A 25122-nucleotide genomic window follows, 5' to 3' on the forward strand; every position below is an offset into this window, starting at 1 on the left:
ATGTACTGGAACTTTTTCCTCGAAATCAGTGACCAATACACAAAATAAAAATCAAATGGATACCCAGAGAGTCCAAAATGCACAAATCAAATTTCGAAGTCCTTCAAAACTATCTAGAGTCTCAAATCATTGGTCAGAAAGAGCTCGTTAAGCAACTGATGATCGCCCTTTTAGCGGATGGTCATATCCTCGTTGAAGGACCTCCCGGCTTAGCAAAAACTCGCGCAGTAAAATCATTGGCTGATTGTGTTGAGGGCGACTTCCACCGTATTCAATTCACTCCCGATCTGTTGCCTGCTGATTTGACGGGTACCGACATCTTCCGTCCTGAGACTGGAGAGTTCACTTTCCAATCAGGTCCGATTTTCAACTCATTGATTCTAGCGGATGAGATCAACCGTGCTCCGGCGAAAGTTCAAGCTGCAATGCTGGAAGCGATGGCGGAAAAGCAAGTCACTGCCGGTCGAAAAACCTATGCTCTGCCTGAGTTGTTCTTGGTTATGGCAACACAGAACCCGATTGAACAAGAAGGGACTTACCCGCTGCCGGAAGCTCAGTTAGATCGTTTCTTGCTTCACCTAGAAGTTGAATACCCAGATATGGAAAGCGAGCTGGAGATCTTACGACTCAACCGTGGTGAGGCTCAAGGAAACGAATCAGCTCAGCCACAACAGATATCTCAACAAACGATCTTTGAAGCGCGCCAAGAAGTGCTCAATATTCACATGGCAGACACCATTGAGCAGTACATCATCAGACTGGTAATGGCGACTCGCCAACCTAAGCAATACAGTGACCAATTGGATCAATGGTTAGACATGGGTGTCAGCCCGCGTGCAACCATTGCGTTAGACCGTTGTGCCCGCGCTCACGCTTGGCTTGCAGGACGCGACTATGTTACACCCCAAGATGTTCAAGCGATGGCATTCCCTGTGTTACGCCACCGTCTACTGCGCAGCTACCACGCACAAGCTGAAGGTGTCACCGCAAACCAAGTGATCGCACACCTTATTTCATTGGTTGGCAGCGCATAGGGATACGCGCATGAATAATCAACTACCCAACCATAGTGACGGTGTCACGTTAAATCTAGATGAGCTGCTGCAATACAAAACGCAGTCTGTTCGCTGGTTGCCTCCAGCCAAAAGCCTTTGGTCGCAGCTTAACGGTCAACACGAGAGCAATCGCAAAGGTCGCGGGATGAATTTCTCTGAGGTTCGTCAATATCAGGCGGGCGACGATATCCGCAGCATAGATTGGCGTGTGACGGCGAGAACGGGCAAGGCGCATACAAAATTGTTCTCTGAAGAAAGGGAGCAACCTGTCATTCTGTTCTTAGATCTTTCAAGCAGTATGATTTTTGGCTCAACCTTGTTGCTGAAATCAGTTCAACTCGCGCACTTTGCCAGCCAACTTTGTTGGTTAACCGTCGCTCAAAAAGACCGTATTGGCGCGGTGATCGATACTGGCAAGGAGGTCATTGAGATTAAGCCAAGTGCAAGCAACCATGCTCCACTGCGTATTTTGCAAAAAGTCATAGAAATCAATAATGCGGCACTGTCTAATCACGACAATCATAATGACACGACCTTAGAGCATGGGCTGAAATCTCTGCACCAGCTTTGCCCTAAAGGAAGCGATATTATTATGCTCAGCGATTTTGTGCGCTACCAAGAAAGTGACTACTCACTTATCAGTCAAATTCGGAGGCACAACAGAGTACGTCTGGTGCATTTCTACGATCCGCTAGAGCAGGGTGAAACCGCCTATAAAGGTTCTAAACAGGTCACCGATGGTAGCAAAACTCAATGGTTTAATTTCTCTTCTAATAAAGAAAAGCAAAAGCTTAACCATGCTTTTTCGCTTAAGAAACAGCAGCTGCAACAGATGGGGTTGTCTCTCGCGATACCTTATAGCTCGCTGTCGAGTGCGCAGTCACTCATGAGCCAGATATCAGGAGCTCAGTCATGAAACAGCCCTTAGATTTAAGTCCGGTTATTGCGCCAGACGCACCAACTTGGTGGCCTTTGGCGTGGGGCTGGTGGGTAGTGATTATCACAGCCATTACCCTGATTGCCTTGACGTTTTTCATTCTGAAACGTAGAAAAAACAATCAACAGACGAAGCAAGAAGCGCTGTCTTACTTTAGTAATAGTCAGTCCCAAGATGGCTTGTCTCCGAGCAAAGCTCAAGACATCGTTCGTCAGGCAGCACTGAGCTATTTCCCTCGTAAAAAAATTGCAGGCTTGTCTGGTAATGATTGGTTGGAGTTCTTAGATGTACAATTAGCGAAGCCGTTATTTGTAGCAAAACAATCCCAGTGGCAGCAAGCGCTCTATCAAGATGCAGCCCTAATGAACGACGACCAGAAAAAGGCTCAACAGCAATTGGTTAATGACTGCGAAACATGGCTTCGTAAAGCCCTTCCTCCAAAGCGAGGTCGTTATGAGTGATTTTCTAAGCCCTATGTTTCTAAGCAGGGACTTGCTAAACATCGAGTTCGTTTGGTGGTGGATGTTCTTCATCGCGCCACTGCCGTTGCTCGTTTACTTGTTCTCACCAAAGTCAGAATCAAGCAATGCCTTAAGGCTTCCATTTCTGCCAGAAGACAGCAACACAAAAACACCGAGCAGTCGCTTACCAAAGGCGTTGTCCGTGATTATCTGGCTTCTGCTGGTTACGGCGAGCGCACGCCCTGTATGGTATGGCGAACCGGTGGAGTTTCAGCCTAAGCATCGTGATTTGATGTTGGTTGTCGACCTCTCCTACTCGATGAGCCAAGAAGACATGCAGTTCAATGGCGAATACATCGACCGCTTGTCGGCGGTGAAACTCGTATTGAGTGACTTTATTGAGCGTCGTAAAGGTGACCGAGTCGGACTTGTGTTATTTGCTGATCACGCCTACTTGCAGACTCCGCTTACGCTAGATAGAGATACGCTTTCACAACAGCTCAATCAAGCGGTGTTAAAGCTTATCGGTACTCAAACCGCGATTGGTGATGGTATTGGCCTTGCCACCAAAACCTTTGTCGATAGCGATGCGCCCCAGCGTGTAATGATTCTACTCAGCGACGGCAGTAATACCGCCGGGGTATTAGACCCGCTAGAAGCCGCGGATATTGCAAAGAAATACGACGCGACGATTTACACCGTGGGTGTCGGTGCCGGCGAGATGATGGTCAAAGAGTTCTTCATGACGCGCAAGGTCAATACGGCTCAAGATTTGGATGAACGCACACTAATGGAAATTGCCAAACGCACTGGCGGTCAGTACTTCCGTGCGCGTGACAGCAAAGAGCTAGCGACGATTTACGACACCATCAACCAGTTAGAGCCCGTGACGAACGCTACTAAGATCTGGCGCCCACAACAAGAATGGTTTGTGTGGCCACTGTCGGCGGCAATGTTCTTCGCATTTATGCTGTTAGCCATTAGGAGAAACAATGTCTAACTTTACTTTTATCTACCCATATTGGTTCTTGGCGCTTGCAGCATTGCCCGCTATTTGGTGGCTGAGCAAGAGACAATCCAAACAAGGATTACTCGCGTCACACATCGCTCGATACTTGGCGCCTGAATCGAGTAAGCCATCGAAAAATCGCAGTACTTACTTCAGTATTTGGTGGCTGGTCGGCGTTATTGCATTAGCTGGACCAAGCTTCGAGAAAAACGAACAGCCGAGCTTTGAAAAAACGCAGGCACGAGTTGTGATCATGGATATGTCGATGTCTATGTATGCCACCGACATTAAGCCGAATCGCTTAACTCAAGCGCGATACAAGGCTCTGGATCTGCTTTCATTATGGAAGGAGGGGCTAACAGGCATGGTGGCGTATGCTGGAGATGCTTACACCATTAGCCCACTAACCTCAGACATCAATACCATCAAGAACCTAGTCCCTAACCTATCGCCAGATATCATGCCTTATCAAGGCGGTGATGCCGCATCAGCCGTTAAGCTTGCGATTGATATGATGACTCGCGCTCATATCTACCAAGGTGATCTAGTTCTGATTGCTGACGATATTGATGCTCAAGAGAAGAAAGAGATCGACTCGCTACTCTCTGGCAACGATTGGACATTGTCGATTCTAGCTGTAGGGAGTGAAAACGGTGCGCCAATCTCGTTACCTACGGGGTCGATGCTGCAAAGCGACTCAGGACAAACCGTGGTGGCAAGAACCAACTTGAAGAACATGCGCGAGCTTACACGCAGCTATGGTGGCACGTTCACTGAAGTTCAATTTGATAACTCAGATGTTGAACACATCGCGAGCTACCTCGACCGCGTTGCAACAACATCGGAAGTAACCAAGACCAACAACTCACTCAACACCAGAGTGAACAACGGCTTCTGGTTACTGCCTTTGCTATTACTTCCCGCACTTGGATTATTCAGGAAAGGGGTTATTTGGTGTGCCTTAGCTGGAGTGATCTCTTTTAGCCAACCAAATACTGCGTTTGCGAACCCATGGAAAACCGATGATCAAGTAGGCTATCAGCTGTATCAGGACGAGGACTTTCAACAAGCTGCTGAACAGTTCACCCAACAAGAGTGGAAAGGCATTGCTCAATACAAAGCCGGTGATTTCGAAGCCGCAGAGCAGACGCTGCAAGACCTTTCTGGTGAAGATGCTCGCTACAACCTTGCTAACGCCCAAGCCCAACAAGGTAAGTACGACCAAGCGATACAAGAGTATCAACGTATTCTTGAAAGCAACCCTGAGCATGCTTATGCCAAGAAGAACTTAGAGGTCGTCGAACAAGCCCAGAAGCAACAGCAACAGCAACAGCAACAGCAACAGCAACAGCAACAGCAAGGCGATTCTGAATCCAAAGACCAGAAAGACCAAAACCAGCAAGGTCAGCAAGGTCAGCAAGGTCAGCAAGGTCAGCAAGGTCAGCAAGGTCAGCAAAATGATTCTTCGCAAAGCTCTCAGAATCAACAACAAAACTCTGCTGACAACGGCAAGTCACAAGATCAAAGCAGTAACCAAGATCAACGTGGTAGCCAAGATCAAAACGCAGCTCAAGGCCAACCTGAAAATCAACCTGACTCTAAAAAGTCTAAACAAGACGACAAGCAAGCCAGTCAACAAAGTAAGAGTGATCAGCCGAAACAGAGTGACCAAGAAGGCGCGACACCTCAAAGTGCTAGCGCACAACAAGCTTCAAAAGAAGATGGTGAGCAAAATGGTCAGCAAGCTGTAGCACAAACCTCAGATCAACCTCTGTCGAGCGACCCTGACATGCGAAAACTTGATCAAGTAGAAAGCGCCCGTGATCCGAGCCAGCTGCTTAAAGCGCAAATGATTTTACAAGCACGACAAAAAAGTGCTCCTAACAACCAGAACAAAAAGTGGTAACCATGCGATTTTTAAACAAGCCATTTTTATCCGTACTCCTAACATTGTTGTTGGGAGCTTTCTCGTCCTTCTCAGTATTGGCTGCAAACGCCGTGGCGAGTGTTTCACATAACAGTGTCACCAAAGATGAAGTGTTCCTTCTTAGAGTCGCAACCGATGAAAAGGTCTCCTCTGATGCTCTAGATCTAACAGCGCTCCAGCAGGATTTCTATGTCGGCACACCAAACTTTGGGTCGTCGATGCGAATCGTCAATGGCAGCCGTTCGGTGTCAAGTGAATGGAACATCAGCCTTGCTCCTCTGCGTTTAGGCAAGATCCAGATTCCTAGCTTCGATATTGAAGGGGCGAAAACTCAGCCTATCACCATTAATGTTGAAATTAACAAAGCCGCTCCAACTCAACATGACATGGCAGAGTTCCAGCTTAATCTCAGCAAGAACTCGCTGTACCCACAAGAAGTGGCTGAGCTTGATGTAAAACTCATCATCAAAGCTGACCCAAGAAGGCTGCAAGATCCTAAAATAGCGCCACCGAGCTCGCCGGGCTTAGATGTGGAACCTATTGGTGAATCGAAGCAATTTCAAGATGTTCTCAATGGACAAGAGGTGACGGTAGTTCAACAGTCTTTCCGTATCTCCTCACAAAAGGCCGGACAGTTTAAGCTTAACGGACCGAAGCTGACTGGAGCCGTTGTTTACTCAACTAACAACTCAAGTAAAACGCGTCTGTTCCAGCTTAATACACCTGTTGAAACCTTAGATGTCACCGTCAAAGAGGTGCCAAAAGGCTACCAAGGTGAGTGGTTACCAACATCAAACTTCAAACTGATTCAACAATGGTCAGATAGCCAAGGTAATCAACTGGGAAATAGTAATGGTTTAGAAGGCGACAACCCATCCATTGAAATGGAAGCGGGTGATTCGTTAATCCGTACCATCACCATGACGGCTAGCAACTTAACGCAACACCAGCTGCCAAAGCTGAATATCACCTACCCTAAATCGGTACGTGTTTATGAAGAGAAGCCACAATTTGGCACAACTCAGTCAGGTGATGCTGTCGTTGTTTACAAGCAAGTATTGATTCCGAAAGAGTCTGGAAATATCTCGCTTCCTGATGAGTCTCAAACTTGGTTTAACACCGATTTGCAATCAGAACAAACCAGTAAAGCGCAGGGGCTAGAGTTAGCGGTAAAAGCAAGTGATCGCGCAGCGTCAAGCACTCCACCAGTTACGGCTACGCCCGCCCAACAAGTAAGCCCGACGGTTGTTACTGTGGATAGCCCTGGGATCTGGCCTTATCTCACCGCTCTGTTTGCTGTTTTATGGTTAATCAGCTCAGCGATGGCTTTCTATTTCTGGTCACGACGTGGGGTAACAACAAAACCAACACACATAGTTGAACATCAATCAGATACAGCAGAAGCGCTTATTGAAGCGCTGAAGGCGAAAGATGGCGTGATGACCAGAACCTTGTTTGAGCAATGGAAAGCAGAAAATCCAGACTTGAGTGACGAGACAATAGACGTGATTGAAACTGAGTTAACGAAGCTCTATCAAAGCCTCTATGCTGAAGCTGGTTCACCAAGTCAGTCATGGGGTCCTTCTGAGGCAGTCAAAGCAGTTAAAAAACCAAAGCGAGTCACAAGCAAAGCACGCAAGAGCACATTGGAAAAGCTTTAGTTAACCAGCAATCTAAGCAAGCAAAAAAGAACGAAGCCGTGATGACCACTTTGTGATCATCACGGCTTCATTCGTTTTACGCTAGGAAAAAACAGATACCACACTAGGAAATTGAAACTGCGACCTTTTTACGTTTCAACGCAGAAACGATCCGATTTCGCCCTGAGTCTTTGGCTTGATACAAGGCTTTGTCTGCCTTGCCATACAGTAGGTCGAAGTCAAACTGGTGCTGATCAGAAGTTATCGATGCATACCCGACAGACGCGGTTAGATACTTGCTGGTACTGCTTTCACAATGGAGGATCTTCGCCTCTTCAATACATTTTCGGATCGACTCTGCTCGCCGCTTGGTCTCAGAATGGTTGGTGCCGATCATCAACAACATAAACTCCTCTCCCCCAATACGGCAGAAAGTCTCTTGTTCACTATAAACATGGTTATTCAGTATCTTACCTATCGAGCGTAAAGCAGCGTCACCTTCGGTATGGCCATAAACACTGTTGTACAAACCAAAGTGGTCTAGGTCGACAAGGATCAATCCAAATGTGACTTCATGTTGTGTGGCAAACGCTCCTTGATCGTCGCAGTTCAAATCTTCTAACACTTGCGACAACATACGGCGGTTTCCAAGGCGCGTCAGCGGGTCTAATTTAGAAATGATATCCAACTGTTCATTGGCTCGTTCAAGCTCTTGAGTGCGTTTACTGACCTCTTGCTCAAGCGTTTCATTGAGCTTTTTAAGCTCCTCTTGCGCCATGGTTCTTTGCAACACCTCTGCGAGGCTAGAGGCAAAGATACGAATCACTTCGCGAAGCTGGGAAGTTAAAGGGCTGCGTGTTAACAAGTTATCAGCGGCAATAAACGCAATCGGCTCACCTGTATTGGTGGTGAGCATGGTCATGGCCGTCCAACCTACCCCAACAATATTAAAGTCATGATAAATCGGCACTGATTCTTCAAATGCGACCTGATTAGGACAAGCGCGAGCCGCTGAAACAATGTTGCGCTCCACCAGCTCTGAACGATAGTAGGACTCGTCGACAATATCGCCTTTTATGTCGGTGCCCCATGTACCTTGCATGTAGCTGCAATTCTTATCCGTCAGGAAAACCGCCAATCGGTCGATGCCTAAGTGTTGAATAGCAAAGCTAACCGCAGACTTACACACCTCACTAACACTGTCGCAGCGAGACAACTCAACCATGCTCGAGTGCAGCATGCGTATGTTCTGTTCTTGGCGTTTACGAATGTATATCTGAGAGAGCAGCGAGCCGAAGGACTCAAGCATCTGCTTTTGATAATTGGTAATGGGTGAACGGTGGATGTAGTTATCCATCGCAATCCAGCCGACCGGTTTATCCCCTTCACGCAAGATAAGCATCCCATTCCAGCCCTGCCCCACCACCTTGCCTTCGGTGTAGAGTGGCGCTTGTTCAATAATGACTAAGTTGGTGTGGTTGTCAGACAGCGCCTCAATGTATTCGGCTTCAAGCTGGTGTAAATCATATTGAGTATGATGTTCGCTGTTGGTTTTACCCGTTTCATCAGTGCCGTAAGTACCACTAAAGCAGCGCTTTTTCATATCAAGCAACATGAAGATCGCACGATCAAAGCCTAGGCGATCGCGTACGGCTTCTACTGATGCTTTATAGAGTGCATCTAAAGTTTCGGGATTAGAAAGCTCTAACGCCACCTGATGAACTAGCTTCATGTTCTCGACAAACAGTTCACGAAGCTTAATCTCATCAAGGTATTGAGCTTCACGTGTGTCTCTGTGTTTGATCTCAAGTGCCGCGTTCTTCTCAGCACGAATACACTGCCAACGAGCGGCGGCAAGTTGAAGAACATCTAGATCTTGGTCGAAGGTTTGATTGATCTTTTCGGCATCGCAATTTTGAACAATTAAATAAGTTCTGCAGGCAGGCGCATTGTCGAGCATCATGATGAACGACTCCCCACCGAGCACTTTTATGTGATCCCAGTTACAGGTATTGATTGCCATAGGTAAAACACCGTCTGCGGTATCGAACTGTGAAACCCAAGGCCAAAATGTAAAGGGGTAATTCTCAAGAGAGGTTAATTCACCGTAACAAAACAACGGCAACGAATCGCTTTCCGGTATCGGCTCAGCAAATATCCCAATCCCTTTTGGAGCAAGCATTTTAGCCAAGTACTCAAAAAGAGACTCTGCCAATAAACGGTGATCGCGCGTAGCAGATATTTGTTTTGCAAAGGCTTTTACAGGCACAGCTTCCGTCCATTGGCTATTGAGAATACAGCAAAAATACAGAAGCCTTAATATGCAATCAATGTAACTAAAAATGAGATGTTAAGCGGGTCGCAATTTCACTTTTTACATTATCACAAGCATGAGAAGGACTACAAAAATGGGATTTCCTGCCCAAAATTTCATCGACATTGAGGATTTTTTAAAGGCATAAAAAAGCCCCACATAAAGTGGGGCAAAACTTCCATCGCTTATAGTTATAGTGATAATTCTGTCGATCTATTCGATTATCTAACCTGCGTATCAGTTAGCGTGCTGGTTTTGCTAATAGGCCAAACACAGCACTTAAATAATCAATTAACCAAAGTCACCGTTTACGTAACCTTTAGTACGATCATCTCTTGGTTCGCTGAAGATAACACTCGTTTCGTTGTGCTCTACAAGCTCTCCCATTAGGAAGAAAGCAGTACGGTCTGAAATACGACGCGCTTGCTGCATTGAGTGCGTTACGATAACGATAGTGAAGTCTTTCTTCAGGTCTTCCATCAATTCTTCAATCTTGTGCGTCGCGATTGGGTCAAGAGCCGATGTAGGTTCATCCATCAGGATTACATCCGGTTCCATTGCAATTGTACGAGCGATACATAGACGTTGTTGCTGACCACCAGACAAGCCAAATGCGTGTGCTTTAAGACGATCTTTTACTTCGTCCCAAAGTGCTGCACTGCGCAGTGAACTTTCTACTACTTCATCAATGTGCTTCTTGTCTTTGATGCCTTGAGCACGCAAGCCGTAAGCCACGTTCTCGTAGATGCTCATTGGGAATGGGTTTGGCTTTTGGAATACCATACCTACGCGAATACGTAGGTCAGCCACATCAATATTACCGTAGATGTTTGTACCATCCATATCCAGCTTACCTTTGATAGTAACGCCTTCAATTAGGTCATTCATGCGGTTCAAGCAACGTAGTAGCGTTGACTTACCACAACCTGATGGGCCAATCAGTGCCGTAACCTGACGAGTAGGAATTGGCAGGTTGATAGATTTAAGCGCTTGGTTGTCGCCGTAAAACAGGTCTAGGTTCTCAATATCAAATTTGTTCATGTTCGTAATCTCTAAATTCTTAAATTCGTGTCTAACTTGATGCTTTCTTTATCACGGGGGCTCTCTTTATTGATGAGCCAGCTAATGAGCTTAGTAAGTTGCCGTGTTGAAGCGTCTCGCAATCAGTTTTGTAACCATGTTGATCAAGAGAACCAGTACGATTAGGACTGTCGCCGTGCCGTAGGCTTGGTTCCACTCATCGATAGTAAATAGCTCTGTTGTCAGCTTATATAGGTGAACCGTTAGTGTACGGCCAGAATCGAATACCGACTCAGGAACACGTGCCACCATACCTGCTGTCAAAAATACAGGTGCTGATTCGCCAATTACACGACCAATACTAAGAATGACCGAAGTTAAGATACCTGGCATTGCGCTTGGTAAGATCAAACGCCAGATAGTGTAGATTTTTGAAGCGCCAAGGCCATATGAGCCTTCGCGGTAAGTTTGTGGCACTGCCATCAATGCTTCTTCTGTAGTACGAATGATTACAGGAAGAATCAGGATACTTAGCGTTAGTGCACCCGACAGAATCGAGAAGCCAAGACCAAGAATCGAAACAAAGAAGGTCATACCAAACAGACCAAAGATGATCGATGGGATACCAGCTAACGACTCAGTACAGAATCGAATAACTTTCACCAATCGGCTACCGACTTTCGCATATTCAGTTAAGTATATCGCCGTCATGATGCCCAGTGGCGCGGCTACCGCAATCGATGCGATTACCATGTAGATCGTGGCAATGATCATTGGGAAAATACCACGTTCTTCACCAGTACGAGTGTAATCGTCAGTGATGAAGTTCCAATCTACGTATTGCAGACCGTTCGATAGGATGTACCAAATAATCCAGAATAAGAAACCAACGGTTACAGCCGCAGCTGCCCAGATAAAGCCTTTCAGGATGTTATCTTTGGTTTGACGTGCTTGTTTTAGTTTTACGCGATCCATATTACTTATCCTCGCCTACTTCGCTTTTTCACGGTTAAGGTAAAGTAGAGCACCATTTAACATCATGATGAACACTAGAAGTACAACACCCGTTGCGTACAATGCGCTAGCGTGAACGCCACTTGCGTAAGACATTTCAATTGCAATGTTTGCTGTTAGCGTACGAGCAGAGTCCAAAATGCCTTCTGGCATTGCTGGCGCGTTACCCATAACCATGATGATTGCCATGGTTTCGCCAAGTGCGCGACCAATACCCAAAATCACACCAGTCATAATGCCTGAACGTGCAGCAGGAACGAGTAGCTTAAAAATCGTGTAGATTTTCGAAGCACCCAGTGCAAGTGAACCTTCTTTGTATGTGCGAGGTACAGCACGAATCGAAGTTTCAGAAACCGTGATAACGGTAGGAAGAATCATGATACCCAGAACAATGATACCCGCTAGGATAGTGTTACCCGCTGGTACTTGGAAAACGTTCTGAATCATTGGAACGATAATTACTAGACCGAAGAAGCCGTAAACTACCGACGGGATACCCGCTAGAAGCTCAACTGCTGGTCGAATAATATCTGCAAGACGCTTTGGAGCAATCTCAGCAATAAAAATAGCGGTTAATACACCAACTGGTACACCAACAACTACAGCTCCAAGTGTCGAAACAATCGATGCAACAATCATAGTTGCAACACCGAATAGAGCTGGAGGTAACCAGTCAACACCCAGAACGATGCCAGAAACACCGGCCTCTTGGAATGCAGGGATACTCTCTGCAACGATAAAGTAAGCGATAACGGCTAGTGATACGATGCCGATTACAGCACTCGATAAGAACAAGCCGTGGAAGATTCTTTCTCTCCAGTCGATGCGCTTCTTAGCACGTAGACTTGGCTTGTTGATTTGAGTCGCTTCAGTATTCATAAGCTTTTCACTATTTGCGATGGTCATATATAAAATCTCAAACTTTGTGGCTCAATAAGAGCTCGAAATAAACAAAGTTGAAAGAAAAGGCTCAGCCTAAAGCAGGCTGAGCAATAATAAGATTGAGTCAGTTAAGATTAGTTAACTGTGATGTAGCCTTTTTTAGCTGAGATAGCTTGAGCTTCGTCTGCAACCATCCAGTCTAGGAATTGTTGAGTTTCAGCTGATGGAGCGCCATCTTTGTAAAGAACTAGGAAAGGACGAGCAACTTTGTAAGAACCGTTCTTAACGTTGTCTACAGTCGCAGCAGCGCCGTCGATAGTTAGAGCTTGAACAGATTCGTCAACTGTACCTAGAGAGATAAAGCCGATAGCGTATGGGTTGCTTGCTACAGAAACTTTAAGTGCGCCGTTACCGTTTGCAACTTGTGCACGTTGAGAGATAGCCGATACTTTCTTATCGCCAATCTTCTTCTTAAGCTTCATGATGTCTTCGAATGCACCACGTGTACCAGATGCAGTATCACGAGTGATTGCTACGATTGGCTTGTCAGCACCGCCAACATCTTTCCAGTTAGTGATGTCGCCTTTGTAGATTGAAGTGATTTGCTCAGCAGTCAGAGCAGATACTTCGTTGTTCGGGTTAACAACAACTGCGATACCGTCACGAGCGATAACTAGCTCTTTCAGGTCAGCTGTTTTCTCTTCTTCTTTTAGGTCACGAGAAGAGATACCAAGGTCAGCACTTCCATTTTTGGCTGCTTTGATGCCTGCAGAAGAACCTGGTGCTTGAATTTCGATGAACACTGGTTCGCCTTTATTCATGTAGGTTTCTGCAAAAACTTCAACCAGTGGAGAAGCACTGTTAGAGCCAACTACAGAGATAGTTTCTTTAGCTGAAGCTGTATTCACTGTTAGAGCGCCTAGTAGTGCGATTGCACCGATAACTGTCTTTTTCATCACAAATTTCCTTTAGTGGCGTTATTGCCGTAATGTTGTGTTTTGCTTGAACGAGGCCTACTTTAGAATCTGAATATGACAGTTGTGTTTCACTTAATTGAAGCCTATATGACAACTACAATTTTTTTTCTTGTTTCTCCCCTACCAAATAGCCTTAAAGTAATAAATTAGCCCCACTCATAGGCACCGAAAATTCATTCCAACCTATTTAAGCTAAACCGCTCAATATCTCGCCATCCCTTTTATTACCTAATACCACACAAGGTTCTGTACCAAATAACCCTACCTTAAAAATGGCTAAAGCCTTGTTTGTACAATAAATATTCAAAATTTATCAAATATCTATCTCATATATCAAAATCGAATTCATTACTGATTGAATTGTCATTCTCAGAAGTTAGAATCACCTGCTAATTACAATAATAACAATTGCTTCTGCTCATTTATTTATTCAAAGAGGGACATTACATGCGCCAACTTCTCAGTGGCTTATCAATCAAAATACAAATTCTTATACCCGTACTATTTTCCGTCGTTTTACTTTTAGCCGGTGTCATTATCGGTGGTGAAAAGCTAGAAAGTGCATTCAAAGATGTGTCAGTAGCAACCGACCAATTAATCTTACATAAAGAAGAACTTAGCGAAATCGTCGACAACAGCTATGGCATGCGTATCAAAGCGATTTACAGTCTATTCAATGCTGATGACGTAAAAACACTGGTTGAAACACTAAACCAAAAACGTGATCAGAATACTCGCCTACTGAATTCATTAGACACAGTGCCAGGCATGCAAGATGAAGTAGCGGCGATGAACAAAGCGATGAATCACTATGTCGACTTTTCTCGCACCACCATGCTTCCTCTATTAAGAGCGAAACACGGCGATACATCACTCTCTTCAGATTTTGAAAACCGCTACCAGATCGCAATCGACCAATACCGGCACGCGGGTAATGAAATGGTGCAAGCGATCAACACTCTGTCTAAGAAGCTGAACTTGCTTGCTACTCAAGAGGTCGACATCAACGGCCAGCAACACGCTAGCACACTGACTACTGCGACCATTGCACTGTTGGTGATCCTGTCTGTAGCTCTAATTATCAGTTGGACGCTGGCTGGCATCATTGTTAAGCCGATCAGCAACATTCAAGAAACCATGCGAGAAGTAGCAAAAGGTAATTTGTTAGTTAAAGCAGAAGAGTATGGCGACAACGAAATCTCACGCCTAGCGCAAGACGTAAACCAGTCTGTTGAACAACTGCGTGACACGGTAAGCTCGCTGTCTCGAATCAGTATCGAAGTGGCTTCTGCGTCGACAGAGTTAGCAGCAGTCATGACACAATCGAGCGTTAATTCAGACCAAGAGAAGCAAGAAGTAGAACAAGTTGCTTCTGCTGTAAACCAATTAGAAAGCACGGCAGCACACGTTAATGAGAACGCAGTACAAGCCGACTCAGCGTCTAAGCAAGCTGACGAAATGGCGACACACAGCATGAGCTTGTTTAATGAAAGCAACAAAGCTAACGAACAGATGGCGATTCAACTAAGCGAAGCTGCAAATGTAGTGGGCACGCTAAAAGAGCACTCTGAACAGATTGGTAAAGTGATTGAGGTAATTCAAAGTATCTCTGAACAAACTAACCTGCTTGCACTTAACGCAGCAATTGAAGCAGCTCGTGCAGGTGAAAGCGGCCGTGGTTTCGCAGTGGTTGCTGATGAAGTCCGAATGCTAGCGGCACGTACACAAGATTCAACCAAAGAGATCCAAACCATCATTGAAGGTTTGCAGATTCAATCCGGTAACGCGAATGAAAGCATGAGCAGCTCACTGACGATGCTAGAACACAACCAAGCTCTTGCAGGTGAAGTAAGCGCGGCGCTTTCAGGCATTGCTAACTCGGTGACGGACATGACTGAGATTAACACTCAGGTTGCCTCTGCCGCCGAAGAGCAAAGCCAAGTAACCTCAGACATCAACCGTAATATCTCAAATATCTACAGCCTAGTAAGCCAAAACGTAACCGGCATTACTCAAGCCGCAGCAGCAAGCCACGAGCTATCTAACCTAGCCGAACAACAGAAGCAGCAGTTGGATTATTTTAAGGTCTAGGGTTTAAGGTTTAAGTTAAGACCTAAATACCAAAACCTAAAAGGCCGTGGAGAACCACGGCCTTTTTATTCAGAACATTTCCATTAAATTATTCTGCAACTAATAAGACGCTAAATTTATATTGTGCAGCGTTATACTGGTAAACCTCACCATTAATCGAATCAAACGTCATCACGCTCTGTCCACCACCTGCAGGCGTTGAGCTCCAAATAAATGAAGCTAAGTTTCCGACTTCAACGTTAAACGTATCACCGAACACCTTGTGACTTATTGCTGGAGAGTGACAAGCCACCTCTTTTAATGATACCAACTCTTTGATGTTTGGCATGCGCCATTCTTTTACGCCTGCAAACTGATGTAACACATGGCTACCACTCTGGTCATTAATTGATTCAACCATGGAGAGCGCACTTTGCCAATGGTACGTTTCAGCAGGTCCACTACAAGCTAATGTCTTCGTATCCCAAGTTTTACCTAGTTGACAACGCATCCAAGTTAATCCAGTCAGTTCATCGCTAAACGTCCCATTATCATTCGCAATGTAACGCGTACTTGGAGCTGATTTTTCGATATTCAAGCTGCACTCTTGTGCTATTGCACCCGCAGAAAATAGACCAATCAAAGTAATGGTTAATAAATTTTTCATCGCTATTTACCTTGTAGTGAAACTAAACGAGCTGGAAATTGGTATGAATCGTAATTGTCTGAAGAATCAACGTCGCCAGAGTAAATTTCGAGAGAACTGATGTATCCACGATCGCCGCCAAGGGTGCCAATTTCGTTGTAATAGAAGCCCCCATCAACGGCAGTATTACTGTACTGATTATAAATAATGGATTGATTCCATACCGACCCTATATAGCTTGTGTAGTCGATCCCAGCCGTTTGGTGGGGGAAGTACTTATAAGTTAAACCGTAAGCCTTACCATCCGAGTTGGTTTCTGTCTCACCAAAGTCGAGTAGATTATAAAATTCATGAAATGTTGGTAAACGCCAGTCAGATTTTCCACATAAGTTAATTGAGTTAATGTGCTCCACGTAATCTTGGGTCGTACAAACTTGATCGCCTTTGGTATTACACGTTGCTAGATCAACATCCTGATCGTAAGGCGTTACTACTCCAGGTAGTTCAAGGGCTAATAAGCGGTCTTTGTGTTGAATCGAGTTTTCATCATCCGTTTTCGATTCCCAAATCAAGCCACTGCGTTGATCCAAAACGCAAGACCACTCTGCTGCATCATCGGCAAGCACCTGACCATTAGCATCCAACTTCGCGTACTGAAAACCATTGCCAGTGTTCGTATTCAACTCGGTTTTATCAAAACCATACTCTACATCTTGACCGGGGAATGAGCTCTGTGGTTCTGCCACATCTTGTGTGTCATCAATATCAGAGAAGTAACGTATGACACCGGTATCATTCAATGCTGTCGCAGCTTTCAATTCACCCTCTAAGAAGTTTGCAAAAGCGACAACCTCTTCATTAGTCAGTACTCCATTGACATAATCAGCCGCACTCTTATCAAACTTCGCACTCAACTGAGCGAGCATGAATGCACGATTCGAGTGCTTAAACGCCTTAATTGTTGATACAATATTTTGCTCCAAACTCGCGAGCTCAGACGCAGATAAATCATCTTGTATGTCACCAGAAATAGAGATGCCACTTTTCGCCAACTGCGCTTTTAACTTGCTGTTGGCCTCAGTAACCGTCAATCCATCCGCAACATAACCAGCCAGTAATGAGCTAATACCATTGATCTCATTCCCAGCGTTTTTTTGTAAACCAGGTGCCGCTATGTAAGCGTAAGAAGATGCAGAACCACTTGCACTATTTGCAGCAATCCCCGTATCGACTTGTGCTAACAAAGGCACCGATAAAATCGATTTTTTAGTACTGGTAATACTAAATTCACCATTCGCGTTAGCTGTTGAACTAGGCTCTCCGCTGTCACACATGTAGTTCTGGTTTATGTCTGCGCAGACCTGACTTTGCAAGTCTACATTCTGTGCTGTCACTGTACCTGACACGGTATAGGTTGGCGCTGCAGATGCAGAGGTATCGGAACCGCCCGAACCACCGCAGCCAGCAAGAGCCAAAGAGATGGCCAAAATTGTCAATTGAGGTTTCATAGAGTTATCTTCTTGTTTTGTTTTTAAAGAGCCTTGCCGTTAGAGACAAGTAACGCGTACCAAATGACCTGCCGAACGAGAGCAAGGACATGAATAGAATTGATATGAGTGAAGCAGAACCACCAGAAGAGCCACTGGTAGCTGTTGGTTCTTGTGGTGAAGTCGTTGTTTCTCCACATTCGTATTTCGAAATCGTGCCAAGCCCCCACCGTTTTAAGTGCCCAGTTTCACCATTCACATAATCGGCAACTTCTAAGCGCCAAGATCCGTTAATAGGCTCCCCCTTAAACGAATCTAGAATCGAGTCATGCTTGAGTGTGAAGTAACCATCAAAGCCAGAAAATCGCGTCGATTTATGGTTAAGTAAATCTATCCGTGTCCCTCTAGGTGAAATCAAGGTGACCACTAAATCACTCAATCGAGGGTGACCGATCTCTAGGTACACTCCGAAGTTTTCGTCTGCCGTTTGAACCGCTCCATTTAGGGTAAAATTAAATGTTTTAAACCCAACGATCGGCTGATTTGTTGAGCTCAATCTGCTGTCTGGAAGATAGCCGTTCATTTCTTTGATATCAGGTTCGAGGACAGGTAACCCATAAACAAGTGACAAATTATGCTGCCAGTTTTGTGATTTCAAAGCGTCGCTGTATTGATAATCGACGCTCGTATTCATGATGACTGACGAACCACAAACCTCACCAGTAGGAAGTTTTGCCTCTATCAACAGCTGGTTAACCGGATCGCTAACGAATGGCTGTGTTAATGTCGATATTTTGACCTGACCGTCGACCTGTGCCTGTCTGAGCGTGGGATACAACTCGATCGCTAGCGCTTTTTCTGGATCAACATAGCGGCTAGCAACTTCAACCTTAAACGCCTCTATTACCAGCCCATGCACATCAAATTTTTGCTTCAATATTTCGGCATAATCGCGATTTGGATACAGTTTTTGAGCCACAAACAGCGTGCTCTCAGCTAGATTGTGCATCTTCAACCCACGACCAACCCCGTACATAGATTCGAGTACAATTGAATCGAACTCTTTAAAAGCGAGCTCACCATATTGTTCAACCGATGCTTTCAGAGCCTGGAACAAAGGCGTTGACCAAAGCTCATCACCTAGCTCACCCGCAACGCTTTCATGAGGGCGATATTCCGCTTGTCTAAAGTAACGTGCTCTCTGGTTCCATAGGCTGCGAGTGGTATTCCTGACCCCGAAGTATCCATCCCAGTTAAAGACGGTATCGATCTCGAACTCTTGTCCACGAGTTTGAGCATTTTCATATTGAGTACGAAAGCTAAAACTACCCGCCCAGTAATCACCAAAACCTTCACCGATTGCGCCGGTATGACCATAAGCCCAATCTTTTACTATGTGATAATGAATCCCATGCCCCAGCTCATGCAGGATCACATCACCATCTAGTGCATCAGGAGATCCTCCACCGATACCAAACAAAGCGGCTTTGGGGCCATAGTAATAGGTCGAGTTATCTGCGGATAAACCTCTGCCATCGAACTCAAGTTGCTCTTCAAACAGATCGAAGCCCAAGTTGCTGATATAACGCAAAGATTGATCAAGGTGAGCGAAAACCATTAATTGCGGGAATCGTGTATCTTGCCAATCTACATTTTGTAGTTCAGCTAGGTCAGTAAACTTAGCGACACCTTCAGCTGCGAGGAAATTTGAAGCATCACGGTTCGTTACAGCACCCGAGCCAGTATCAATCGAATATAAGGCAGCTGCATCAACCTGAGAGACACGATCATTGGTAAGGTAGATACCATCGCTGTGGTTCAAAACCTCCACATCAGTTTGTACATAATGTGGAAGACTCGGGTATTGGCTAACATCGGTAAGTAAAGATTCTGGTGGTGCAGCTTTGTCCATAGTTCTCAAATCTGGACTGAATACATTTACATGCGTCGAAACCACTTGCCCGCTGCTTAAGCTTGGCGCTCGCTCAGCTTCTAGCAAACGAGGAACTTCAAGCTCAGCTGCCGTTGTCGGAATTCCATTGAGTAATACGGTATTTTCCAGACTCCTGAAGACTCGCGAAACCTGCTCGTCTATGTTGGTTGATAACACCACAGACTTCTGTTGTTGGTACTCGCCTTCGATCAATACATCGAAGTTGTAGTGGTGCCCCAACTTAGACTGAGTTTGATAACGAAACCTAAACGTACCAACCTCAGGGTAAGCTTGTTCTAAATAGGCTTTGGCTTCCTGTTGCGTTGTCACAACAGTATTATCAATTGGGTAATCCCACTCGGCAGCGCTACTGGCTGCTGAAACCAAGAACAAAGTGAGGTATAGAGGGCTCTTTTTCATATACCCTCCTTAAAACGCATACTTGGCGTTAACGGTGAAGTAGCGGCCAGGTTCTGTGGAGTAAATTTTATTGTTGTCCGCAATACCCGCAACGTCTTGGTATCGGATATATTCTTTGTCGAATAGATTCATCACATTGGCGCTAACATCCAAACCAAAATTCCAAGAGTAACTGACTCCCAAGTCGACACTTGCCCAGCCAGAAGTGGTCGCACAGTCAGTAACGATACCTAAATCATCTTCACACAGAGGTACGCTATCCATAGCTTGAGCCCAATTAACCATCGCGTAAGCGGAGAACATGTTGTCGTCATAAGTCACCTCGGCATTGCCTTCCCAAGGGGTTAATGTGCGAACTTTTTCTCCATCCTCATCTTCACCATCAACAAAACCGACTTTGGTACTCACACTCCAAAAGTCACTCAAACGATGCGCAATTGACGCTTCGATGCCGTACGTCTCGACTCCATTTACGTTTTGATACTGCTTGTAGTAGTTGCCTGTATTTGAGTCAGGCACAAACGTGATCTGTTTAACGTCGATAAAATTATCGAACTTCTGATAGAAAACGGCGGCGTATAACTGAGTTGGGCCATTATCAAACTTACTACCTAGCTCAAACGAATCACTGGTTTCGGCCTCTAGGTCCATATTAGGCACAATGACAAATGGGGTAATTGGGACAAAGTCATGGTTTTGATAACCATAAATTTTGTCATAACCCGGAGCTCTAAAGCCGTGGTTGTACGAAAGGTATGTGTTGAGAGATTCTGTTAACTGATAACTCACCGATAAGCTAGGTGAGAACTCGCTAGAGCTTTGTTCCTTCACTTCGTAGCCATTGATCGTGCTCTGTGACTCAGGTTTCAACTGGTGTAAATCAAAACGGGCACCTGCCGTCACCGTCCACTGATCAATTTCAATCGCATCACGAACAAATGCAGCAAAGTTGTACGAGCGAGCTGGAGCAAAAGGGACATCCGCGTTAAGTGACACTCCGTTCCAGTCTAAAACAGAAGATTGACTTGGACGCTCATGGAGGTTGGTTTCCATGCTCATGCCATAAGACAAGGTATGGATCATGTTTTGATGTTGGAATGCGCTAATAAAATCGGCGTTAGCACCAAGAAGTTGATCTGTGAAACCACGAACATCAATCGTTCTACGAAGCTCGGAAACGTTGTTGTTGGTTCGAGACATCAAACGATTCGTTGTGTCCTCATTAGTCATATCACGCCAATATATCTTGGCATCTAACTCCTCAAACCAAGAATTTAGGGGCAGATACTCAAAGCCCGCATACGCAGAAAACGTCTCAGTATAAGACTGTTGGTCAAAATCTTCAGTGTCCCACTTACCGTCTTTTTGGATCTTAGAGGTACCTTCTTTTCGACTTAGATTCTCTTTGTAGTACTCAACATTCCCTTTAAGCATCAAGGCATCACTTGACCAGTAGTTCAAGGTGTAACCACCACCGACACCATCTATGTCTCGGTTATATAAGTCTTCATCAAAATTTCGTGTTTCTTCACCTTCCCAATAAGAAAGATTAACCAAGCTTTCGAATTTTCCCGAACGGAAGGCGAGGTTTGTTGCACCTTTATATTTATTACTGATACCGGTATAGGTTGCAGAGACATCACTATAGAAATCTTTGTCCTCTAAATAGTCCCCCGGCTTTTTAGTCCGAACCACCACCACACCACCAATAGCACCTGAGCCAAATACAGACGAACTCGCCCCTTTTATAACCTCAATACTTTCTAGGTTAGACATATCAAACGAGTTACGCCCAATCTTGTCATTGATGTCATTGGCACCAAAGCCATCAGCAGACTTGATTCCGTCTTTCACAATCAAGATACGGTTACCTGTCATTCCGCGGATAGTGATGTTTTGAGGTCGCCCCGCTCCCCCAGAAACACTAACTCCCGGCTCGCTCTTTATTGCATCATAAAGCTCTGTTGCACCCTTTTTCTCTAGTTCTTCACCAGTGATCACAGCCACTGACCCAGCGACTTCGGATAGTGGCTGTTCTATTTTATTCGCTGTTACGATCACTTCTTCAAAGTGATAAACCTCAGATTCGGCGTGCACGAGGTTGGCAGCAAGTACACTCAGTACTGCCGCTGATAAGGGGGAAAGCTTCATTTACTGCTCCGCTTTAATGTCTTTTGGGATAAGTGATAAAAGAAATGCGTACTCAAACGCTTGTTGCGATTGCGATCGTCGCCTGTCTGCCGAGTGCCCTTGAGTAAAGTTTGTCGACAATAAATAAGGCCCGCTCCCGGTCGTTAGTTCGCTAAGTTTTGCGTAATACTTAGCTCCTTCCCAATAGGGAACTCGGCGGTCATTGAGGCCAACCTGAATCAATATTGGTGGGTAGTTTTGTTCGCTAAGATTCAGATAAGGGTCGTATTGCTGCATTACCTTCAATTCATCGGCAATATTTGGATTGCCCCACTCACCATACTGCTGAGCCGTTAGAGGTATTACAGAATCAGACATGCTGTTCACGACATCGACAAAGGGGACTTTAAGGACTGCACCATTAAACAAGTCAGGAGCCTGATTTAATGCTGCGGCAACAAGAGTGCCACCAGCGCTTCCACCCATAGCGTAAATTGGGCGTCTACCTTGATCGTATGTCGTCAAATCTCGAGCTACAGCAATGAAATCCGAGATAGCATTCTCTTTTTTGACCCCTTTTCCTGCTTGGTACCAAGCGTCACCATAAAAGCCGCCACCGCGAACATGTGCAATTGCATAAATCACGCCCTCATCAAGTAGGCTAATGATTTGGGGCATAAAGTAAGGCTTCATCGTCATTCCGTAGGCCCCGTACCCGTACAAAAACAGAGGTGTATCCTTCGTGAGCTTATCCTTGCGATACGCCAAAGTTACTGGGATCGCTACCCCGCCAGAGTTGACGATGACTTGCTCGGAATAATAGTTAGATTTTTGATATTCAGGGTAGTGATCTTGAGAGAAGAGCTCTCGTTTTAGAGTGTCAGTATTCAGCCGCTCCCACTTCGCTGGCTGAGTTAAAGACATGCTTCGAATGTGCAGTTTGTTACTTTGGTAGTCACCTACTTGGCTTACCCAAGCAACTTGACCCAGTTCTGCTATCAGCTGTCTTGAACGATGACGGCCGTCGTTATCGAAGAATTGTAAGAATTGAGACGCACCAGTCTGGGTGATGATCACAGGCCCAGACTCAAACAGATGAAAGTTACTGATTCTAGATTCATCACTCGGTTTAAAAACAGCATTCCAATTATCTATTTTTGATGCTTGATTAAGCGCTACCGAGTAAAAAGCAAATCCCTTGCGAGCATGGTTACTGTTTGAGAATAAACGAGAGCCAACAACATCAACGTAGTACTCCACGCCAGTTCTGCGAGGTAAGAAAGGTTTAGAGATTTCGCCGGTATCAAGATTTAACAGGCGTTGCTCACTTGAATCTTCATTGTTTGCCTGAACGATAGCAAATTGCGTATCACTTGAAAGGTAGTACGACAGTAACCACGCAGAATCTGGTTCTTCAATTAATTGATTTGGTTCTGACTGGTCTAAGAAGTATTGCGTTAGCGCATAAGGTCTCGAAGTTTGTTGCTCAAGTTGAACCAAATACAGAGATTGATCGTCTTTCGACCACGCAAGTGTACTGTCTACATTCCGCGCAATTGGGGTAACTTGACGAGTTTTAAGATCAACAACACTGACTCGGTACTGTTCTGATCCTGTGTCATCTTCTGCGATCGCCAGCTGTGTTCTGGTTGAGTTTAATGCCCAGCCAGCTAACTGATAGTAATCAAGACCGGTAGATCGATCGTCAAGGTTAAGTAGCTCCGTTGATTCTTCATTCCCAACCAATCGGGACGACAAAACTCTTTCACCATTGTGATTGAGGATCGCATACTCATACCCACCGATTTCAAACCACGGTTTGTCAGCTCTCTCTGGGCGATTGTCCTGCCAATTGTCTTGCAAGGATTCACTCAATAACCGAATACGTTCTTGATATTGCTTAGTTTTATTATTTAGTTGATTAAGATAGTTGAGTACGTTGCTCGCGCTACGGGAATCATCTCTAAGCCAAGAGAACTGATCGGAAGCACTGACCGTCCCCATCAGTAAAAGAGTAAAAGCTAACAACACAAACACTTTCATAAACTCAACAAATCCATACGCTAATTTAATAAATTTCGCGTATACTGCACCCAAACGATAATGAGATCAATTATCATTTACATGAATGTGTGATATTAATCACGATAGATACGTCAATTAATTATGAATTGGTCTTGTATTACTATGAAATATTTATGTTTACTCAGGAGAAGAAAGGTAGTTGATAATTTTGATTATAAGCAATAATTTACCTTATTACAGAATAAGCAATCGTTTACTTAATTAAGCTAAATGACTTTACTGTTTAGCTTCATTAGCTCGAATTCTTTCAATCGCTTCTACCCTTCTAAGCTGTTCTGGTAGGAAATGTTCAGTTCTAAGTTGCGCAATTGTCTCTTGTTGTTCGGTTTCTGATAGGGCTAAGTCGTTCAAAACATCATTTCGTTCTGCGAAGTAGACCTCTAACGAGTCTTCAAAGGCCGCTCTTTGTTTATCAAGTGCTTCAAGCCTTTGGGTTGCTTCTTCACCAACAAGTTCGCTTCTCTTTAAGTATTTACCCTGTTCATTGAGACCTTCAGAGCTAGAGAGTTGTTGGAGTAACACCTGATTCTGGTGACTCGACTGAACATAATCAGGTTGCTCAGATAAATAGGATTCAAGTCTTTGTTGGTATTCTTCATCCTCTAATCCCTCCTGTTTCAGAAGTAACTTTTCTAAGGCGATTTCTCTCATTCTGTTGTCGTGCGTAAACAGAATACTTATCTCGCTTTCATTGAAGAACTGAGCTTGAAGGTCAAGGAGCGCTTGATTGAGTGCACGTAGATCATCAACGGAAATGGATGTGGTATCTAACTGCACGTCCAACGATATCAGTGCCGACTTGTACTCAAGATACTTGGCAAACAGTGCTTCATCGACAATCGTAGCTTGTGATTGCTCATGGTGTTTTGCCACATTGTCACGAATATCTTCAAGTGTTAGTTCGGTATTACCGGACACGAAGTATTCCATCATGTCTTTGGCTGATGCGTTATCGATGTCGGTATCTTTCTGAGAGGCAACTTTCAATGCGGAGACGCGTTGTTCGTCGTCAGTATGTGTATCTTGATTATTTAGATATAAAAAGACCGCCGCCGTACTCATCAGGGCTATCGTGGTTATCGACAAAATGGCGGTCTTTTTCATCATACTTTCCT

Annotated in this window: 18 protein-coding genes; 7 read left to right on the forward strand and 11 right to left on the reverse strand. The window is 44.9% G+C overall.

Going from position 1 to position 25122, the window contains the following annotated elements; translation table 11 throughout:
* Window positions 1-77 precede the first annotated feature (77 nt).
* Genes MSG35_RS02115 through MSG35_RS02140 form a run of 6 tightly spaced genes read left to right on the forward strand, consistent with a single transcriptional unit; the run spans window position 78 to window position 7050 of the window.
* Window positions 78-1034: a MoxR family ATPase gene (locus MSG35_RS02115; RefSeq protein ID WP_248336140.1), complete on the forward strand. Its 957-nt coding sequence runs from the start codon at window positions 78-80 to the stop codon at window positions 1032-1034.
* A 10-nt stretch (window positions 1035-1044) separates the two neighbouring features.
* Window positions 1045-1971 (forward strand): DUF58 domain-containing protein, encoded by a 927-nt coding sequence (locus tag MSG35_RS02120; RefSeq protein WP_248382649.1) that lies wholly within the window; start codon window positions 1045-1047, stop codon window positions 1969-1971.
* A complete protein-coding gene (locus MSG35_RS02125; RefSeq protein ID WP_248382650.1) occupies window positions 1968-2453 on the forward strand; it encodes a DUF4381 domain-containing protein in 486 nt (161 codons plus the stop codon). Before MSG35_RS02120 ends, MSG35_RS02125 begins: the two co-directional genes overlap by 4 nt.
* A complete protein-coding gene (locus MSG35_RS02130) occupies window positions 2446-3453 on the forward strand; it encodes a VWA domain-containing protein (protein ID WP_248382651.1) in 1008 nt (335 codons plus the stop codon). The genes MSG35_RS02125 and MSG35_RS02130 overlap by 8 nt, the downstream gene beginning before the upstream one ends.
* Window positions 3446-5368: a VWA domain-containing protein gene (locus MSG35_RS02135; RefSeq protein WP_248382652.1), complete on the forward strand. Its 1923-nt coding sequence runs from the start codon at window positions 3446-3448 to the stop codon at window positions 5366-5368. The genes MSG35_RS02130 and MSG35_RS02135 overlap by 8 nt, the downstream gene beginning before the upstream one ends.
* Window positions 5369-5370: 2 nt before the next feature.
* Window positions 5371-7050, forward strand: a complete 1680-nt coding sequence (locus MSG35_RS02140) for a BatD family protein (RefSeq protein WP_248382653.1) — start codon at window positions 5371-5373, stop codon at window positions 7048-7050.
* Window positions 7051-7153: 103 nt separating this feature from the next.
* Here the strand turns inward: MSG35_RS02140 and MSG35_RS02145 are convergent, their stop codons facing one another.
* The 5 genes from MSG35_RS02145 to MSG35_RS02165 form a co-directional block, all read right to left on the reverse strand.
* On the reverse strand, window positions 7154-9298 hold the full coding sequence (locus MSG35_RS02145) for a GGDEF domain-containing protein (protein ID WP_248382654.1): 2145 nt from the start codon (window positions 9296-9298) through the stop codon (window positions 7154-7156).
* 336 nt (window positions 9299-9634) lie between these two features.
* On the reverse strand, window positions 9635-10384 hold the full coding sequence (gene pstB, locus MSG35_RS02150; protein WP_248382655.1) for a phosphate ABC transporter ATP-binding protein PstB: 750 nt from the start codon (window positions 10382-10384) through the stop codon (window positions 9635-9637).
* A 90-nt stretch (window positions 10385-10474) separates the two neighbouring features.
* Window positions 10475-11338, reverse strand: coding sequence for a phosphate ABC transporter permease PstA (gene pstA, locus MSG35_RS02155; protein ID WP_017064256.1), 864 nt, complete (start codon window positions 11336-11338; stop codon window positions 10475-10477).
* Window positions 11339-11353: 15 nt separating this feature from the next.
* Window positions 11354-12283 (reverse strand): phosphate ABC transporter permease subunit PstC, encoded by a 930-nt coding sequence (gene pstC / locus MSG35_RS02160; protein WP_122081231.1) that lies wholly within the window; start codon window positions 12281-12283, stop codon window positions 11354-11356.
* A gap of 110 nt (window positions 12284-12393) precedes the next feature.
* On the reverse strand, window positions 12394-13215 hold the full coding sequence (locus tag MSG35_RS02165; protein ID WP_048609800.1) for a phosphate ABC transporter substrate-binding protein: 822 nt from the start codon (window positions 13213-13215) through the stop codon (window positions 12394-12396).
* 468 nt (window positions 13216-13683) lie between these two features.
* On the opposite strand from MSG35_RS02165, the gene MSG35_RS02170 reads away from it, so the two are divergent.
* Entirely contained in the window at window positions 13684-15327 is a 1644-nt protein-coding gene (locus MSG35_RS02170) for a methyl-accepting chemotaxis protein (RefSeq protein ID WP_248382656.1), read from the forward strand.
* A gap of 88 nt (window positions 15328-15415) precedes the next feature.
* Here the strand turns inward: MSG35_RS02170 and MSG35_RS02175 are convergent, their stop codons facing one another.
* The 6 genes from MSG35_RS02175 to MSG35_RS02200 all read right to left on the reverse strand — a co-directional run bounded on the left by MSG35_RS02175 (window position 15416) and on the right by MSG35_RS02200 (window position 25111).
* On the reverse strand, window positions 15416-15973 hold the full coding sequence (locus MSG35_RS02175) for a DUF1566 domain-containing protein (protein WP_050643358.1): 558 nt from the start codon (window positions 15971-15973) through the stop codon (window positions 15416-15418).
* A 2-nt stretch (window positions 15974-15975) separates the two neighbouring features.
* Window positions 15976-17460 (reverse strand): DUF1566 domain-containing protein, encoded by a 1485-nt coding sequence (locus MSG35_RS02180; RefSeq protein ID WP_248382657.1) that lies wholly within the window; start codon window positions 17458-17460, stop codon window positions 15976-15978.
* 4 nt (window positions 17461-17464) lie between these two features.
* Window positions 17465-19792 carry a proprotein convertase P-domain-containing protein gene (locus tag MSG35_RS02185; protein WP_248382658.1) on the reverse strand — a complete coding sequence of 776 codons (2328 nt, stop codon included), beginning with the start codon at window positions 19790-19792 and terminating at the stop codon, window positions 17465-17467.
* A gap of 9 nt (window positions 19793-19801) precedes the next feature.
* Complete coding sequence (locus tag MSG35_RS02190; protein ID WP_248382659.1) at window positions 19802-21943, reverse strand: TonB-dependent hemoglobin/transferrin/lactoferrin family receptor; 2142 nt, start codon at window positions 21941-21943, stop codon at window positions 19802-19804.
* The gene (locus MSG35_RS02195) at window positions 21944-23965 is read right to left on the reverse strand and encodes a prolyl oligopeptidase family serine peptidase (RefSeq protein WP_248382660.1); all 2022 of its coding nucleotides are present in this window, start codon (window positions 23963-23965) and stop codon (window positions 21944-21946) included.
* Window positions 23966-24223: 258 nt separating this feature from the next.
* Window positions 24224-25111 (reverse strand): lipase secretion chaperone, encoded by an 888-nt coding sequence (locus MSG35_RS02200; protein WP_248382661.1) that lies wholly within the window; start codon window positions 25109-25111, stop codon window positions 24224-24226.
* Window positions 25112-25122 lie beyond the last annotated feature (11 nt).

Source organism: Vibrio sp. 1CM23M (assembly GCF_023161755.1).
Taxonomy (GTDB): domain Bacteria; phylum Pseudomonadota; class Gammaproteobacteria; order Enterobacterales; family Vibrionaceae; genus Vibrio; species Vibrio coralliirubri.